General features: G+C 73.5%; 16 protein-coding genes and 1 pseudogene. 10 read left to right on the top strand and 7 right to left on the bottom strand.

All coding sequences use genetic code 11. The features are described 5' to 3' along the window. Positions 1-43 precede the first annotated feature (43 nt). Together JWP64_RS20300 and nucS are read left to right on the top strand one after the other, a co-directional pair. The gene (locus JWP64_RS20300) at positions 44-1039 is read left to right on the top strand and encodes a WYL domain-containing protein (protein WP_297499513.1); all 996 of its coding nucleotides are present in this window, start codon (positions 44-46) and stop codon (positions 1037-1039) included. Between the two features lie 77 nt (positions 1040-1116). Further along, the gene (nucS, locus tag JWP64_RS20295) at positions 1117-1776 is read left to right on the top strand and encodes an endonuclease NucS (RefSeq protein WP_297499511.1); all 660 of its coding nucleotides are present in this window, start codon (positions 1117-1119) and stop codon (positions 1774-1776) included. On the opposite strand, the gene JWP64_RS20290 is transcribed toward nucS, so the two are convergent. After that, entirely contained in the window at positions 1728-1895 is a 168-nt protein-coding gene (locus tag JWP64_RS20290) for a hypothetical protein (RefSeq protein WP_297499509.1), read from the bottom strand. The genes nucS and JWP64_RS20290 overlap by 49 nt on opposite strands. 187 nt (positions 1896-2082) lie before the next feature. On the opposite strand from JWP64_RS20290, the gene JWP64_RS20285 reads away from it, so the two are divergent. From JWP64_RS20285 to JWP64_RS20275, 3 genes are all read left to right on the top strand, one after another. Next, positions 2083-3561: an aldehyde dehydrogenase family protein gene (locus JWP64_RS20285; RefSeq protein WP_297499507.1), complete on the top strand. Its 1479-nt coding sequence runs from the start codon at positions 2083-2085 to the stop codon at positions 3559-3561. A gap of 109 nt (positions 3562-3670) precedes the next feature. Beyond that, positions 3671-5455: a 3-hydroxyacyl-CoA dehydrogenase family protein gene (locus JWP64_RS20280; protein ID WP_297499505.1), complete on the top strand. Its 1785-nt coding sequence runs from the start codon at positions 3671-3673 to the stop codon at positions 5453-5455. Positions 5456-5515: 60 nt separating this feature from the next. Beyond that, positions 5516-5779, top strand: a complete 264-nt coding sequence (locus JWP64_RS20275; RefSeq protein WP_297499503.1) for a hypothetical protein — start codon at positions 5516-5518, stop codon at positions 5777-5779. Between the two features lie 22 nt (positions 5780-5801). On the opposite strand, the gene JWP64_RS20270 is transcribed toward JWP64_RS20275, so the two are convergent. From JWP64_RS20270 to mce, 3 genes are all read right to left on the bottom strand, one after another. Next, positions 5802-6881 (bottom strand): hypothetical protein, encoded by a 1080-nt coding sequence (locus JWP64_RS20270; RefSeq protein WP_297499501.1) that lies wholly within the window; start codon positions 6879-6881, stop codon positions 5802-5804. 82 nt (positions 6882-6963) lie between these two features. Further along, on the bottom strand, positions 6964-8295 hold the full coding sequence (gene ccrA / locus JWP64_RS20265; RefSeq protein WP_297499499.1) for a crotonyl-CoA carboxylase/reductase: 1332 nt from the start codon (positions 8293-8295) through the stop codon (positions 6964-6966). 246 nt (positions 8296-8541) lie between these two features. Continuing rightward, entirely contained in the window at positions 8542-9033 is a 492-nt protein-coding gene (gene mce, locus JWP64_RS20260) for a methylmalonyl-CoA epimerase (RefSeq protein ID WP_297499497.1), read from the bottom strand. Between the two features lie 140 nt (positions 9034-9173). Here mce and JWP64_RS20255 point away from each other — a divergent pair, with 140 nt between their 5' ends. Further along, complete coding sequence (locus JWP64_RS20255; RefSeq protein WP_297499495.1) at positions 9174-10364, top strand: acetyl-CoA C-acetyltransferase; 1191 nt, start codon at positions 9174-9176, stop codon at positions 10362-10364. A 10-nt stretch (positions 10365-10374) separates the two neighbouring features. Beyond that, positions 10375-11433: a methylmalonyl Co-A mutase-associated GTPase MeaB gene (gene meaB / locus JWP64_RS20250; RefSeq protein WP_297499493.1), complete on the top strand. Its 1059-nt coding sequence runs from the start codon at positions 10375-10377 to the stop codon at positions 11431-11433. Here the strand turns inward: meaB and JWP64_RS20245 are convergent. Next, positions 11399-12535 carry a helix-turn-helix transcriptional regulator gene (locus JWP64_RS20245; RefSeq protein WP_297499491.1) on the bottom strand — a complete coding sequence of 379 codons (1137 nt, stop codon included), beginning with the start codon at positions 12533-12535 and terminating at the stop codon, positions 11399-11401. The genes meaB and JWP64_RS20245 overlap by 35 nt on opposite strands. Before the next feature lie 465 nt (positions 12536-13000). Beyond that, positions 13001-13504, bottom strand: coding sequence for a MarR family transcriptional regulator (locus tag JWP64_RS20240; protein ID WP_297499489.1), 504 nt, complete (start codon positions 13502-13504; stop codon positions 13001-13003). Between the two features lie 86 nt (positions 13505-13590). Here JWP64_RS20240 and JWP64_RS20235 point away from each other — a divergent pair, with 86 nt between their 5' ends. Both JWP64_RS20235 and JWP64_RS20230 read left to right on the top strand, forming a co-directional pair. After that, the gene (locus JWP64_RS20235; protein WP_297499487.1) at positions 13591-13923 is read left to right on the top strand and encodes a thiamine-binding protein; all 333 of its coding nucleotides are present in this window, start codon (positions 13591-13593) and stop codon (positions 13921-13923) included. 225 nt (positions 13924-14148) lie between these two features. Then, the gene (locus tag JWP64_RS20230; protein WP_297499486.1) at positions 14149-14328 is read left to right on the top strand and encodes a hypothetical protein; all 180 of its coding nucleotides are present in this window, start codon (positions 14149-14151) and stop codon (positions 14326-14328) included. A gap of 131 nt (positions 14329-14459) precedes the next feature. On the opposite strand, the gene JWP64_RS20225 is transcribed toward JWP64_RS20230, so the two are convergent. Continuing rightward, on the bottom strand, positions 14460-14747 hold the full coding sequence (locus JWP64_RS20225; RefSeq protein WP_297499484.1) for a hypothetical protein: 288 nt from the start codon (positions 14745-14747) through the stop codon (positions 14460-14462). A gap of 268 nt (positions 14748-15015) precedes the next feature. Here JWP64_RS20225 and JWP64_RS20220 point away from each other — a divergent pair. Continuing rightward, positions 15016-15449, top strand: a pseudogene (locus tag JWP64_RS20220) (hypothetical protein); the annotation flags it as partial.

The following is a 15449-nucleotide window of genomic DNA, read 5'->3' as shown; positions in this document are numbered from 1 at the left end:
CGGCGGCCCGCGACTTCCGGTCGATCTGCGGGATCATGCCTGCGTGCGCGCCTCCCGCCTGATGGCCCTGCTCTTCGTCCTGCAGCGACGACGGGCGGCCACGGCCGGACAGCTCGCGGCCGAGCTGGAGGTCTCGGAGCGGACGATCTACCGGGACGTCGCCGCGCTGATCGAGGTCGGGGTGCCGGTCTGGACCGAGCCCGGGCCGGGCGGCGGCATCCGGCTCGTCGACGGCTGGCGCACCCGGCTCGACGGCCTCACCGGTTCCGAGGCGGCGGCGATGCTGGCGATGGGCGCGCCGCAGGTGCTCGCGGAGCTCGGCATGAGCTCGGCGCTGGTCGCGGCGCAGGCGAAGGTGCTGGCCACGCTGCCGGAGGGGCTGCGCGAGCACGCCCGCGTCGTCTCCGAACGGGTGCTGCTCGACGCCCCCGGCTGGTTCCACGCGCCCGCCGAGGTCACACAGCTCGCGACGCTCGCCCAGGGCGTCTGGGAGCAGCGGAGGGCCCGGATCCGGTACGCCCGCGGCTATCGGGACCCGACGACGGTGGAGCGGCTCGTCGCGCCGCTGGGGCTCGTCCTCAAGGCCGGCGTCTGGTACGTCGTCGCCGGCGTCGAGCTTTCCGGCCGGGACGGCGACATCCGCACCTACCGCGCCTCCCGGATCCGGCACGCCGAGCTCGAGCAGGACACCTTCGACCGCCCCGGCGACTTCGACCTCGGGGCCTGGTGGGCCGGCTCGGCGGCCCGGTTCGCCGCGTCCATGCTGCGGGAGAAGGTGACCGTGCGGCTCTCCCCGCGCGGCATGCGCGCCCTCCCGCACGCGGTCGACCCGGACGCGGCGACCGCGGCGATCGCCCAGGCCGGACCACCGGACGTCGACGGGTGGTGCGAGCTGACCGTGGACGTGGAGTCCGTGGCCGTCGCCGCCGGGCAGCTCACCGGGCTGGGCGGGGAGGTCGAGGCGCTCGATCCGCCGGAGCTGCGGACGGCCCTCGCGACCGCGGGCCGGGCCCTCGCGGAACGGAACGCGCCCCGCTGACCGCGGTGCCCAGGATGTCGAGGCGCCGCCACCTCCGGGTGACGAGCCGTGGCGGGCGCACCCCTAAGGTGGCGCGGGTGCGCCTCGTCATCGCTCGTTGCCAGGTGGACTACGTCGGCCGGTTGACGGCCCACCTGCCCATGGCGCCCCGGTTGTTGCTGGTCAAGGCGGACGGGTCGGTGAGCATCCACGCGGACGACCGCGCCTACAAGCCGCTGAACTGGATGAGCCCACCGTGCTGGCTCGAGGAGCAGCCCGGGGTCTGGACGGTGAAGAACAAGGCGGCCGAGTCCCTCGTCATCACGATCGACGAGGTGCTGCACGACTCGCGCCACGAGCTCGGCGTCGATCCCGGCCTGGTCAAGGACGGCGTCGAGGCGCATCTGCAGGAGCTGCTCGCCGCCCATCCGGAGACCTTCGGCGACGGCTGGACGCTGGTCCGCCGCGAGTACATGACGGCCGTCGGTCCCGTCGACCTGCTGTGCCGGGACGGCCAGGGCGGCCATGTCGCCGTCGAGATCAAGCGCCGCGGGGAGATCGACGGCGTCGAGCAGCTGACCCGCTACCTCGAGCTGATGAACCGGGACCCGCTGCTCGCGCCGGTTGCCGGCGTCTACGCCGCGCAGCAGATCAAGCCGCAGGCGAGGACGCTCGCCGAGGACCGCGGGATCCGCTGCGTGACGGTGGACTACGACGCCTTGCGGGGCACGGAGTCGAAGGACCTGCGGCTGTTCTGACGCGTCCGGCCCCGGGTCCGGGCCACCGCGACGACGAGCCAGCCCGGCGCGGCGAGGCGCAGCCCCACGAACAGCAGGACCGCGAGGCACTGCAGGGCGACGTTCCAGCCGGTCCTCATGGCGGGAAAGCATGCCGGAGCGCGGGGTCGCGGGGAATCCGTGCTCCTACGTAGTCGCAGCTCACGGGGGGCTGTGCGCGGGGAACCTCGCTAGAACGAGGTTCCCCGCGCACAGGTGGTCCGGGCGGGCCGGAGCAGGCACCTCCGGACCGCCGCCGAGATCACGGCGCAGCCCTAGGGTGGCGGGGTGACCACCAGCGTCGACGTCGCGCCCGCAGCATCCTTCGACTCGCTCGACCCGCGGACGGGGGAGGTCGTCGCGAGCTACCCGGTCCACACCGAGGTGGACGTGCGCGCGGCCGTCGACCGCGCCACCGCCACCGCGGTCTGGTGGGACGAGCTGGGCTTCGCCGGGCGCCGTGAGCGGCTGCTGGCCTGGCGGAAGGTGCTGGTCGGGCGGCTCGACGAGCTCGCCGGCATCGTCTCGACGGAGACCGGCAAGCCCTTCGACGACGCCCGGCTCGAGATCGTCCTCGCCATCGACCACGTGGACTGGGCCGCCAAGCACGCCGAGAAGGTGCTCGGCCGCCGTCGCGTCTCGTCCGGGATGCTCATGGCCAACCAGGCCGCGACGCTCGCGTACCCGCCGCTCGGCGTCGTCGGCGTCATCGGGCCGTGGAACTACCCGGTGTTCACGCCGATGGGCTCGATCGCCTACGCGCTCGCCGCCGGCAACACCGTCGTGTTCAAGCCCAGCGAGCTGACGCCGGGCGTCGGCCACGCGCTCGCGACGATGCTGGCCGAGGCGGTCCCGGAACACACGCTGATCGAGGTCGTGACCGGCCTGGGGGAGACGGGCGCCGCGCTGTGCCGCACCCCGGGCGTCGGCAAGATCGCCTTCACCGGCTCGACGGCCACGGGCAAGCGGGTCATGGCGGCCTGTGCCGAGACGCTGACGCCGGTGCTGATCGAGTGCGGCGGCAAGGACGCGCTGATCGTCGCCGCGGACGCGGACCTCGAGGCCGCCGCGGACGCCACGGTCTGGGGCGGGATGTCCAACGCCGGCCAGACGTGCGTCGGCGTCGAGCGGGTCTACGCCGTCGAGTCGGTGGCGGAGGAGTTCACGGCGAAGGTCGTGGAGAAGGCCCGGGCCGTGCGGACCGGCACCGAGATCGGGCCGATGACCATGTCGTCGCAGACCGAGGTCGTCCGCCGGCACGTCGCGGACGCGCTGGCCAGAGGCGGCCGGGCCGTCGTCGGCGGCGCCGAGTCGGTGAAGCCGCCGTTCGTCGAGCCGGTCGTGATCGTCGACGTGCCGGAGGACTCCAGCGCCGTCACCGAGGAGACCTTCGGGCCGCTGATCGTGGTCAACCGCGTCCCGGACGTCGACGAAGCGGTTCGCCGGGCCAACGGGACCGGCTACGGGCTGGGTGCCACCGTCTTCTCCGCGAAGGACGGTGACGCGATCGCGGCCCGGCTGCGCTGCGGCATGGTCGCGGTCAACGGCGTGATCTCGTTCGCCGGCATCCCCGCGCTCCCCTTCGGCGGGGTCGGCGACTCCGGTTTCGGCCGCATCCACGGCGAGGACGGGCTGCGCGAGTTCACCCGGCCGCAGGCCGTGGCCCGCCAGCGCTTCCCGTTGCCGATCGCCGTGACGAGCTTCCGGCGGACCTCCGGCGGGATGAAGGCCCTGCTGGGGCTGGTGAAGGTGCTGCGCGGGCGCTGACCCGTTCGACGGGACAGGTGTTCCCGACCTCATGCGCGGGGCTCCGGCGGGCGGGGGATGGCAGGATCACCGGGAAGTTTCTGCCCTCGAAGCAGCGGGAGGTATCGGCGTGGCACGGGAGTTCCGGACGGTCGGCGTGGTCGGCCTGGGCACCATGGGTGCGGGCATCGTGGAGGTGTTCGCGCGCAACGGTCTGCAGGTCATCGCGGCCGAGGTGACCGAGGAGGCCGTCGCGCGCGGCCGGACGCACCTCGAGACCTCCACCCGGCGCGCGATCGACCGCGGCAAGATGACCGAGGAGCAGGCCGCCGAGCTGCTCGACCGGATCACGACGACGACGACGATGGCCGACATGGCGGACGTGGACCTCGTGGTCGAGGCGGTGCCGGAGAGCCTCGACCTCAAGGCGTCCGTCTTCGCCGAGCTGGACAAGCACGTCGGGCCGGACACGATCCTGGCGTCCAACACCTCGTCCCTGTCGGTGACCGAGCTGGCCGTGCGCACGCAGCGGCCCGGCAAGGTCGTCGGCATGCACTTCTTCAACCCGGCGCCGGTGCAGAAGCTCGTCGAGCTGGTGCGCACCGTCGTCACCGAGCCGGACGTCGTCGAGGACCTGCAGGCCTTCGCCGCGACGCTGGACAAGGTGCCGGTGGTGATCGGGGACCGGGCGGGCTTCATCGCGAACGCCCTGCTCTTCGGCTACCTGAACCACGCGGCGCGGATGTACGAGGAGCGCTACGCGAGCCGCGAGGACCTCGACGCCGGCATGCGCTACGGCTGCGGCTACCCGATGGGCCCGCTCGCCCTGCTGGACCTCATCGGCCTGGACACGGCCTACGAGATCCTCGAGACGATGTACGCGCAGTCGCGCAACCTGATGCACGCCCCGACGCCGGTGTTCAAGCAGATGATCACCGCCGGGCTGCTCGGCCGGAAGAGCGGCCGCGGCTTCTACACCTACGAGAAGCCGCACAGCTCGAAGGTCGTGCCGGACGCCCTGACCCCCGGGGCCCTGGTGCCGGACGACGCCCCCGTGCGCGAGGTGCAGCGGGTCGGCGTCGTCGGCACGGGCACGATGGCCAGCGGGATCGTGCAGGTCTTCGCATCGTCCGGGTTCGACGTCGTGGTCCGCGGCCGCAGCGACTCCAAGGTCGAGGCGTCGATCGCGGGGATCAAGAAGTCCCTGGAGAAGGCGGTCGTCCGCGGCAAGCTCACCGAGGAGGAGCGCGACGCCACGCTGGGCCGGATCACCGGCACCACGCGGCTCGAGGACTTCGCGGACGTCGACCTGGTCGTCGAGGCCATCGCCGAGGAGCTCGAGGTCAAGCGGGCGGTGTTCGGCGCGCTCGACGAGATCTGCAAGCCGGGCGCGATCCTGGCGACCACGACGTCGTCGCTGCCCGTCATCGAGTGCGCGGCGGCCACGTCGCGGCCCGCGGACGTCGTCGGCCTGCACTTCTTCAACCCCGCGCCGGTGATGAAGCTGGTCGAGGTCGTCTCGACGGTCGGCACCGCGCCGGACGTCACGGCGACCGCGCTCGGGCTGTGCGAGAAGCTGGGCAAGGTGCCGGTCAGCTGCGGCGACCGCGCCGGCTTCATCGTCAACGCGCTGCTGTTCCCGTACCTCAACGATGCGGTCAAGATGCTCGAGGCGCACTACGCCACGGCGGACGACATCGACGCGGCCATGAAGACGGGTTGTGCGCTGCCGATGGGCCCGTTCGAGCTGCTGGACGTCGTCGGGCTGGACGTGTCGCTGGCGATCGAGCGCTCGCTGTACAAGGAGTTCCGGCAGGCCGGGTTCGCGCCGGCGCCGCTGCTGGAGCACCTGGTGACGGCCGGGCGGCTCGGCCGCAAGACCGGGCACGGATTCCGGGACTACACGTCTCGGTAGCCTCGACGCATGGGACGTGCACGCCGGCCCCGCCCCTCGGAACGAGGGCGGGGCCGCGCCGTGTCCGCTCCGCTGAGCTCCGGGATCATCACGCGCACGGAGTACGGGCCCGACGGCGAGTGGCAGGTCCGGCACGTCCCCGGCGGCTCGTCGATCAAGGACTACCGGTGCCCGGGCTGTGACCAGCTCATCCCACCGGGCGTCGGGCACGTCGTGACGTGGCCGTCGGGCGAGTACGGGTCCGTCGAGGAGCGGCGCCACTGGCACCTGCCCTGCTGGAACGCGCGGGGGAGACGACGGCCGGGGGTGCGGCGGCTGCGATGACCCCGCCGGGCGTCGGATCCGGTCAGCGGCCCGCCGCGGCCGCGCGCCGCTCGGGGCTCGGGCGGGGCGAGGCGATGCCGTTGCGGGACGCGTCCGTGGTCACCGTGGTGTCCTCGGCCGGGCCGGTCGGCTCGGCCGCGAACGGGGCCAGTGCCTCGAGGGAACGGTCCAGCCGGGAACGGGTGCCGACGAGCTGCTCGGCGATCCGGCTCCGCAGATCCGTCAGCTCGGCGACGCGCCGTTCGGCCTCCGCCACCAGGCGTTCCGCCTCGCGACGGGCCGCGGCGACGGCGACGCGCGCCTCCTCGGCGGCGTCCGAGCGGGCCCCGGCCGCGTCCTGTCGGGCGCTGGTCCGCTGGGCCGCCATCGCGGCGAGCGCCTCGGCGCGGCGCTGGTCCATGGCGAGCGCGAAGTCCTCCTGGACGCGGATGCGCTCCGCCTCCGCCTCGGCCCGCAGCCGCTCCCGTTCCGCCGCGGCGGCCTCGTCCGCGGCCCGCCGCTCGGCCTCCGCCACGGCCATCCGCTGGGCCAGGGCCGCGTCCGCCGCCGCCCGGGCCTTCGCCTGCTCCGCGGCCTCGGCGCGGCTCCGCTCCGCGGTGCGCTCGGCCTCGGCGCGGGCCCGGCCGAGGATGCGCTCGCGCTCCGCGTCGATCTCCTCGCGCTGGGCGGACGCGCGGCGGTCCATTTCGTCCCGCAGCGACGCGGCGTGCTGCTCCGCATCGGTGCGCAGCCGGGTCGCGTGCTGCTCGGCCTCTGCCCGCAGCTGCGTGGTCTCGCGCTCGGCCAGCGCGCGCATCTCCGCGACCTCGTCCTCGGCCAGCCGGAGCATCGTGCGCATCCGCTCGCTCATGCCCTGCACGCTCTGCGGCGAGCCGGCCAGCTTGCGGACCTGCTGACGCAGGGACTCGCTGCGGCTACGGGCGTCGTCGAGCTCGTGGGTCAGCTGGGTCACCTGGGCGACCGCCGCATCCCGATCTGCCGCGAGCAGGCGGACGTCCGCATCCACCCGGCGCAGATGCGTGTCGACCTCAGCCTGGTCGTACCCGCGCCGGGAGATCCGGAAAGCGGCGTCTGGCTGGGGGTTCTCCGAGGCACCGACCATGCGCGTCACCGTACCGGGCGACCCCGTCCGGGGCGCGCGTACGCACGCGCCCCGGTGAGGGCCGTCACCCCTGAAAGGACGGTCAGACCCCGCGGAAGCGGTTGATCGCGTCCAGGTGCTGGGCGCGGCGCTCCGGGTTCGTCACGCCGAGACCCTCCTCGGGGGCGAGGGCCAGCACGCCGACCTTGCCCTGGTGCAGGTTCTGGTGGACGTCGTAGGCGGCCTGGCCGGTGTCCGCCAGCGGGTAGACCCGCGACAGCGTCGGGTGCACGAGTCCCTTGTCGATCAGCTTGTTCGCCTCCCACGCCTCGCGGTAGTTCGCGAAGTGCGAGCCGACGATGCGCTTGAGGTTCATCCACAGGTACCGGTTGTCGAACTCGTGCATGTAGCCCGAGGTCGACGCGCAGGTGACGATCGTGCCGCCCTTGCGCGCGACGTAGACGCTGGCCCCGAACGTCTCGCGGCCCGGGTGCTCGAACACGATGTCCGGGTCGTCACCGCCGGTGAGCTCGCGGATCTTGGCGCCGAGCCGCTTCCACTCCTTCGGGTCCTGGGTCTTCTCGTCCTTCCAGAACTTGAAGGCCTCGGCGGTGCGGTCGATGACGAGGTCCGCGCCCATCTTCCGGCAGATCTCGGCCTTCTCCGGGGAAGAGACGACGCAGACCGGGATGGCGCCGCCGTTCAGCGCGAACTGGGTGGCGTAGGAGCCGAGGCCACCGCTCGCGCCCCAGATCAGGACGACGTCGCCCTGCTTCATGTCCGCGCCGTTGCGCGAGACGAGCTGGCGGTACGCGGTGGAGTTGACCAGCCCGGGGCTGGCCGCCTCCTCCCAGGTCAGGTGCTCCGGCTTCGGCATCAGCTGGTTCGACTTCACCAGCGCCAGGTGGGCGAGGCCGCCGAAGTTCGTCTCGAAGCCCCAGATCCGCTGCTGCGGGTCCATCATCGTGTCGTTGTGCCCGTCCGGGCTCTCCAGCTCGACGGACAGGCAGTGCGCGACGACGCGGTCGCCCGGCTTCCAGGCGTTCACCCCTGCCCCGGTCCGGACGACGACGCCGGCCAGGTCCGACCCGACCACGTGGTACGGCAGGTCGTGCCGCTTGGCCAGCGGGGACTCCTTGCCGTAGCGCTTGAGGAAGCCGAACGTCGAGAGCGGCTCGAAGATCGACGTCCAGACGGTGTTGTAGTTGATCGCGCTGGCCATGACGGCGACGAGCGCCTCGCCCGGGCCGAGCTCGGGGGTCGCGACCTCGTCGAGGTGCAGGCTCTTGCGCGGGTCCTTGTCGCGCGTCGCGATGCCGTCGAACATGCCGGCCTCGTCCTCGTGGACCGTGATCGCCCGGTAGCTCTCGGGCACGGGGAGCTCGGCGACGGCGTCGAACTGTTCCGCGAGGATGGCATCGAGGATCTTCTGCACGGCTGGGCCTCCGCTGGCGTGAGTCGTGTAAACGGTTCTCGGCTGAGCTTGCGTGGTATCTCAAACCCTACTGCTCAGTATGGTATCCAGGGATTGTGACGGCTCGCCGGAGCCGTGGTAGCGATAGTGGCGCAGGCCACAGACGACTCGACCCCTCCGGTCAGGGCGAACTGCCTGATCGGAGGGGTCGCGAATCGATCCAGCCGGAACGGGTGATTCCACCCAGCGGGAAACGCCGGGGAGGTGTCAGTGGGCGCCGGGCGCCGGCGGTTCGACGAGCTCGACGAGGACGCCGCCCGCGTCCTTCGGGTGCACGAAGTTGATCCGCGATCCGGCGGTACCGCGCTTCGGGGCGTCGTAGAGCAGGCGCAGCCCCTTCTCCCGCAGCGTCGCGCTCGCGGCCTCGATGTCCTCGACGCGATACGCGACCTGCTGGATGCCTGGCCCGTTCCTGTCCAGGAACTTGCCGATCGCGGAGTCCGGCCGCAGCGGCGCGAGCAGCTGGACGCGGGTGTCCGCCTCGCCGGGCGCGGAGAGCATCGCCTCGTGGACGCCCTGCTCCTCGTTGATCTCGGTGTGTGTCGCGACCAGGCCGAAGGTGTCCGCGTACCAGGCGATCGCCGCGTCGAGGTCCGGCACCGCGATGCCGACGTGGTCGACCGCCGTGACCAGTGCGCCCAGGGTTCCGCCGGTCCCGGCTTCCTGCGTCGTCGAGGATGTCGTCGAATGAGCCGTCATGGAGCGGAATCTAACGCCGGACCACCACATCCTCTCCTTGTGTGGCTGGTCACCCGTCCGTTCGGCCCGTCGAGCAGCCCGGTTCGGAAGGTAGGGTCCTCGGTGACAATCATGTTTCGCCGTAGTCGCTGGAGGTCGTCATGGCCGAGTCCGTCATCGTCGCTGGAGCCCGTACCCCCGTCGGCCGCCTGCTCGGGTCCCTCAAGGGCTTCTCGGGCGCGCAGCTCGGCGGCGTCGCGATCAAGGCCGCCCTCGAGCGCGCCGGCGTCGCGCCCGAGAATGTCGACTACGTGATCATGGGTCAGGTGCTCACCGCGGGCGCCGGGCAGATCCCGGCCCGGCAGGCCGCCGTCGCCGCGGGCATCCCGATGGACGTCCCCGCGCTCACGATCAACAAGGTCTGCCTCTCCGGCATCGACGCGATCGCCCTGGCGGACCAGCTCATCCGCGCGGGCGAGTTCGACATCGTGGTGGCCGGCGGCCAGGAGTCCATGACCCAGGCCCCGCACCTGCTGCCGAAGTCCCGCGAGGGCTTCAAGTTCGGGGACGTCACCATGGCGGACCACATGTCCCTCGACGGCCTGTTCTGTGCGTTCGACCAGGTCGCGATGGGTGCGGCCACCGAGAAGTACAACGGCCGGTACGAGATCACCCGGCAGGACCAGGACGAGTTCGCCGCGCGCTCGCACCAGCGCGCCGCCGCCGCGATCAAGAACGGCGTCTTCGACGAAGAGATCACCCCCGTCGAGGTCCCGCAGCGCAAGGGCGACCCGGTGGTGTTCAGCACCGACGAGGGCGTCCGCGGCGACACCACCGCGGAGGGGCTCGGCAAGCTCCGCCCGGCGTTCTCCGCCGACGGCACCATCACGGCCGCGTCCTCGTCGCAGATCTCCGACGGTGCCGCCGCGGTGGTCGTGATGAGCAAGGCCAAGGCCGAGGAGCTCGGCCTGACCTGGCTGGCGGAGATCGGAGCGCACGGTGTGGTCGCCGGGCCGGACGCGAGCCTGCAGGAGCAGCCCGCGAACGCCATCGCGAAGGCCTGCGAGAAGGAGGGCATCACGCCCGCCGACCTCGACCTGGTGGAGATCAACGAGGCGTTCGCCGCCGTCGGCGTCGTCTCCTCGCGCAAGCTCGGCCTCGACGAGGACAAGGTGAACGTCAACGGTGGCGCGATCGCGATCGGCCACCCGATCGGCATGTCCGGTGCGCGCATCGCGCTGCACCTCGCCCTGGAGCTGAAGCGCCGGGGCGGTGGCGTCGGTGCCGCCGCGCTCTGCGGCGGTGGTGGCCAGGGCGACGCCCTGATCATCCGGGTGCCCGCGGCGAGCTGAGGGTCCTTCGGTGGGCGGGCGACGGACCGAGGACACCGGCGATCTGGTCGAACGGGCCCGCCGGGGTGAGCACCGGGCCGTCGCCCGGCTGATCTCGCTGGTCGAGGGGGCGAGCCCGCAGCTGCGCGAGGTGGCTGCGGCGCTCGCCCCGTACACCGGACGGGCGCAGGTCGTCGGCATCACCGGTTCGCCCGGTGTCGGCAAGTCGACGACGACCTCCGCGCTGGTCGGCGCGCTGCGCGCCGAGGGGCGCCGGGTCGGGGTGCTCGCGGTGGACCCGTCCTCGCCCTTCTCCGGCGGGGCGCTGCTCGGGGACCGGGTGCGGATGGGGGAGCACGCGACGGACGACGGCGTGTTCATCCGGTCCATGGCGACCCGGGGCCACCTCGGCGGCCTCGCCTGGTCCACCCCGCAGGCCCTGCGCGTGCTCGACGCCGCCGGCTGCGACGTCGTGCTGGTCGAGACCGTGGGTGTCGGCCAGTCCGAGGTCGACGTGGTGGCACTCGCGGACACCACGATCGTGCTGCTCGCGCCCGGGATGGGCGATGGGGTCCAGGCCGCCAAGGCCGGCATCCTCGAGGTGGCGGACATCCTGGTGGTGAACAAGGCGGACCGGGACGGCGCCGCCCAGACCGTCCGCGACCTGACGTACATGCTGTCCCTGGGGGACCGGTCCGGCCGCTCGGGAGAGGTCGAGGCGGGTCCGGACGGCGGTGCCGATGCGGGATCCGGGCCGTGGGTGCCGCCCGTGGTGCGGACCGTGGCGGCCCGGCTCGAGGGCGTCGAAGACGTCGTCTCCGCGATCGAGCAGCACCGGGACTGGTTGGACCGGTCCGGCGAGCGGGGCCGCCGGCGTCGTCGGCGCGCGGAGTCCGAGATCGAGGCCATCGGCATGGAGCAGGTGCGCACCCGCTTCGAGGACGTCCGGGGGTCGGCCGCCCTGCCCGCCCTCGCCGCGCGCGTGGTGGACGGGGACCTGGACCCGTACCGGGCGGCGGACGAGCTGCTGGGCACCCTCGGGGCGGAGCTGCCCGTCACCGCGCCTCCTCCGGGGGCCGGGCACTCCTGAGCCGGTCGCGAACCGCGTCCGCGCCGATCCGGAGACCGAGCAGCAGCGCCTGCCGCGTGCGCTCGCCGGCTTCCCGCTGGTGGCCGGCGTGGGCGAGCCCCAGGGCGAGACCGGTCGTCGCGGCGAGCCGTTCCCGGACCGGGGCGGCCGGGTCCTCGGCCGTGCAGCGGAGGGCGTCCATGGCGTCGAGGTCCCCCAGTGGAGCGAGGGCCCGGCTGCGTCGGCGGTGCACGAGGTCCATGTCGATCGGCAGGGACACCGCGGCGACGTCGATCTCCGGCCGGCTCCCGGCGGGAGGTGCGACCGCCTCGTCGAAGGCGCTCCTCGCGGGACCCGTCCTCCCTGCCGCCGCGTGGGCCTCGCCCCGGGCCAGGGTCGCCCACCTGCTCGTGCGGCCCTCGAGCAGCTCGAGTGCCTCCTCGACCAGTCCGGTCTCCCACAGCACCGCCGCGCGGCCGACGACCGCGCGCTCGGCCAGCTCCTCGTGTCCCGCCTCCAGCGCGGCGGCGCGGGATCGTCCGTGCAGCCCCCACGCCTCGTCCGGCCTCCCGCGGTCCAGCGCCAGCTCCCCGGCCAGGGCGGCGGCCTCGGCGAGCAGCGTCGCGATCGCCCGTCGGCGGCTCGTCACCAGCGTGTGGTCCAGGACCGCGGCGAGCCGTTCGACGAGCGCCGTCAGCACGTCCGCCGCGCCCGCCGGGCCGAGCCGGTGGTCCAGCCTGGCGACGAGCCGAAGCTGCTCGGCGAGGAGTTCGAGGGCGGCGTCGTCGATCGCGCGAGCCTCGGCCAGCGCGGCGGGGAGCGGACTCGCCACCGGGCCCGGCCCGGCCTCGGGTACGGCCAGCCCGAGTGCGGCCTCGTCCGTGCCGTAGAGCTCCGCGAGCAGCGCGCGGTACGGCGGATCCGGCGTGGCGTGCCCGTTCTCCCAGCGGGAGAGCTGGGTCTTCAGGCTCACGGCGGAGGCCGTCGGAGCTGCGCGCTCCCGGCCGAGCGCCGCGAGCTCGCGGGCCGCCACGGTCTGGGACCACCCCCGCGCCGCCCGGGCGGCGCGCAGGCCGGGGCGGCCCGTCTCCGGGGAGGCCTCGGGGGTGGCGGGAGCGGTCACGCCGCCGATTCTGTCGGTGGCCCGATCTACTGTCAACGCTGTTGCCGCAACAGGGCGTCAACCGGATGGTGGAGGACGACCATGGACGTGTTGACGTGCTCGGTCTGTGTAGCGGCGGCCGCGGGCGGCGCGAGCCTGGCGGGCTACGTCGTGGGGCGTAGGCGGCGGGGCGGAGCCGGGGGCGTCATGCGCAGCTGGCCCGGACCCAGCCGCGGCGCTCCGGGGCGCAGGCGGAGAACGCGATATCCGGACGGGCGCGGTGGCCCGGTGGCGGTCCCGGCGCGGTCGGCCGAGGTCCGGGCGGCGCGGGCCCGAGCGGCTCCGACGCCGGTGGCCCGGGCTCGGCGGGCCCGGGTTCCGGCGGGGCAGGCTCGGGCGGTCCCGGCGCCGGCGGCACGGGCCGCGAGGAGCGAAGACGATGAGCGCGGCGCGGAGCGCCGGCAGGGCCGGGACCGGCCCCGGTCGTCAGTCGAAGTCCCCGGACGCCCGGCGGACCCGGCCGAGGAGGTCCGTGAGCCGGGCCTGCTCGTCGGCATCGAGCCCGGTGAGGCCGAAGTCCACGTCCGTCACGGACTTGGTGGCGTCCTCGACCCGGTGCACGCCGTCCTCGGTGATCTCGACGAGCGTCGCGCGCCGGTCGGTGGGGTGCGGGATGCGGCGCACCAGGCCGTCCGCCTGCAGCCGGTCGACGATGTTGGTGACGGAGGTCGGGTGCAGCTGGAGGCGCTCGCCCATCACCCGCATCGGCAGCTTCTTGCGCCGGGAGAAGTTCAGCAGGACCAGGGCCTCGTAACGGGCGAAGGTCAGCCCGTGCGGGCGCAGCGCCCCGTCCACGGCCGAGAGCAGGATCTGCTGCACCCGCATGATGCTGGTGACGGCGGCCATCGTCCCCGAGGGCCCCACGCGTTCGGCCCACAGCTCGGCCGCCCGCTGGATCGGGTCGAAGGGCAGCCGGTCGCGCGAGCTCATGGTGGACGACGCTAGCAGTGCCGCGCCGGAACGGTTCCGATCATGGTGCGTGGCGGGTCGGGCCCGGCTGGGGCACGCTGTCCACCATGCTCGTAGCGTTCAGCGTGGCGCCCTCCGGGGGCGGGTCGGACAGTGTCGGCGACGTGGTGGCGGAGGCGGTGCGGGTCGTCCGGGAGTCCGGGCTGCCCAACGAGACCACCTCGATGTTCACCACCATCGAGGCCGAGAGCTGGGACGAGGCCATGGACGTGGTGAGACGCGCGGTCGAGGCGGTGCAGGCCCGCGCCCCGCGGGTGAGTCTCGTGCTCAAGGCGGACATCCGTCCGGGCTGGTCCGGCCAGCTCGGGGCGAAGGTCGAGCGGATCGAGGCAGCCCTCGGCGGCGACGCGCCGGACGGGGACGACCCGACGGGGTCCTAGGGTCTGTCCTGCGGATCTCCAGCCGACGGAGATCCGCAGGACAGACCCTAGGTGCCGGGGCAGGCGCGGAGCCGATGACGGTCGTGCTCGTGCGCGGGGCCTGGCACGACTCGGCGTGCTGGGACCGGTCTCGGCGCGGGGGAGTACGTCCGGGCGGTCGTGGACGCGATGGCCGGGGCCGCCCAGGGCGGACGGACCCCACACGGACAAACCCAGGACGGGGACATGGGCGGTCTCGATGGTCTGTGCGGAGGATCGCGTGGTCTCGCCGGCGTGGTCACGGCGAGCGGCGTGGCCCTCGGTGCGGACGTGGTGGACCTGGCCGGTGGACACTTCCCGATGCTCACCCGCCCCGCCGAGCTGGCCGAGATCCTGGCGCGCATCGCCTCGGGCGCGGGAGTCTGAACCCACGCCGGCGCCCGGGCCCGCTCCGGGAACGACGACGGCCGGCGACTCCCGGATCGTGCATCCGGGAACCACCGGCCGATTTCGACGCGTCGTGCGCCGGTTGGGCGCGGTGTCCCGCGCCCGGGGTGTCAGGCGATGTTCAGCGTGAAGAAGAACGTGCCGACCACCAGCGCCGCGAAGCCGAGCACCATCGCGATCTTGGCCTGCTTGGCCGTGTCGGGCTTGCGGACGGCGGCGACACCCAGGCCGATCGCGACGAGTCCGAGGACCCATCCCGCGATCGAGATCGGGCTGGCGACCAGGGCGATGATGCCGACGATCAGCGACGCCTTGCCGAGCGCCGGGCCCTCCTGGCGCGCCGTCTTCTTCCGCGCATCGGTGACGAGACGGTCGGCGACGGTGTTCTCCTGGCTCATGCAGATCCTCCGGTCAGGCGACGGGCCGCGGGGCGGCGGCCCGGAAAAAAGCTACCCACGGTGACAGTTGGTCACTTCACTGTGTTCAACGACGGTGCGGCATGTCCGGTGCTCCACCAGACTGGTGATCAATGGAGGACCACCCGGAGACGCGGGGTGGCTGCCGTGACCGGATCGGCCCAATGCGATCACTGGTCCGGGACATCCGTCCGGCCTACCGTGCAGGGACCGGGGCCCGGCGGCCGGGCCTGGTGGGAGGGGGCCGGGCGTGGCACGGGAACAGGACGGGGAGCACCGGGCACGCCGGTTGTGGCGGGCCCTGGAGCCGTTGCACGCGGTGACCTACTTCGCGCCGGAGCCCAAGGCCGCGTGCGAGGAGCTCGGCGCCCGCGGTTTCTGGCGGGGCTACTTCGCCCAGCGCGCCGCACCCCTCGGCGCGGTCGCGGCCGAGGTCGTGACGGCGCTGTTCTACAACTTCGCCCCCGGCCTGGTCCGCCGGGCGATCCCCGAGGTGTGGTCCCTCGCCACGCCCGAGGAGTTCTGCGCCCTGCGGGTGCGGGCGGTCGACGCGGTGCTGCGCCGGTCCCTGGGAGCGGACGTCCTCGGCTCACCGGAGCTGGCCGAGGCCGCGGAGCTGGCCCGGGCCGCGGCGCTCGCCGTCCCGACGGCCGGGCGCGCACTGGCCGCCGCCAATGCGGCGCT

It is taken from the genome of Pseudonocardia sp., assembly GCF_025465255.1.
In the GTDB taxonomy this organism is placed as follows: domain Bacteria; phylum Actinomycetota; class Actinomycetes; order Mycobacteriales; family Pseudonocardiaceae; genus Pseudonocardia.
The sequence above is the reverse complement of the archived record's forward strand: the minus strand, read 5'-3'. Positions and strand labels throughout refer to the sequence as shown.

Coding starts and splice junctions, on each gene's coding strand:
- JWP64_RS20270 (WP_297499501.1), bottom strand. CDS start 6,881: ATGGTCGGTGCCTCGGAGAACCCCCAGCCAGACGCCGCTTTCCGGATC.
- JWP64_RS20235 (WP_297499487.1), top strand. CDS start 13,591: ATGCTCGTAGCGTTCAGCGTGGCGCCCTCCGGGGGCGGGTCGGACAGT.
- mce (WP_297499497.1), bottom strand. CDS start 9,033: ATGACGGCTCATTCGACGACATCCTCGACGACGCAGGAAGCCGGGACC.
- JWP64_RS20230 (WP_297499486.1), top strand. CDS start 14,149: ATGGGCGGTCTCGATGGTCTGTGCGGAGGATCGCGTGGTCTCGCCGGC.
- JWP64_RS20225 (WP_297499484.1), bottom strand. CDS start 14,747: ATGAGCCAGGAGAACACCGTCGCCGACCGTCTCGTCACCGATGCGCGG.
- JWP64_RS20255 (WP_297499495.1), top strand. CDS start 9,174: ATGGCCGAGTCCGTCATCGTCGCTGGAGCCCGTACCCCCGTCGGCCGC.
- JWP64_RS20290 (WP_297499509.1), bottom strand. CDS start 1,895: ATGAGGACCGGCTGGAACGTCGCCCTGCAGTGCCTCGCGGTCCTGCTG.
- JWP64_RS20240 (WP_297499489.1), bottom strand. CDS start 13,504: ATGAGCTCGCGCGACCGGCTGCCCTTCGACCCGATCCAGCGGGCGGCC.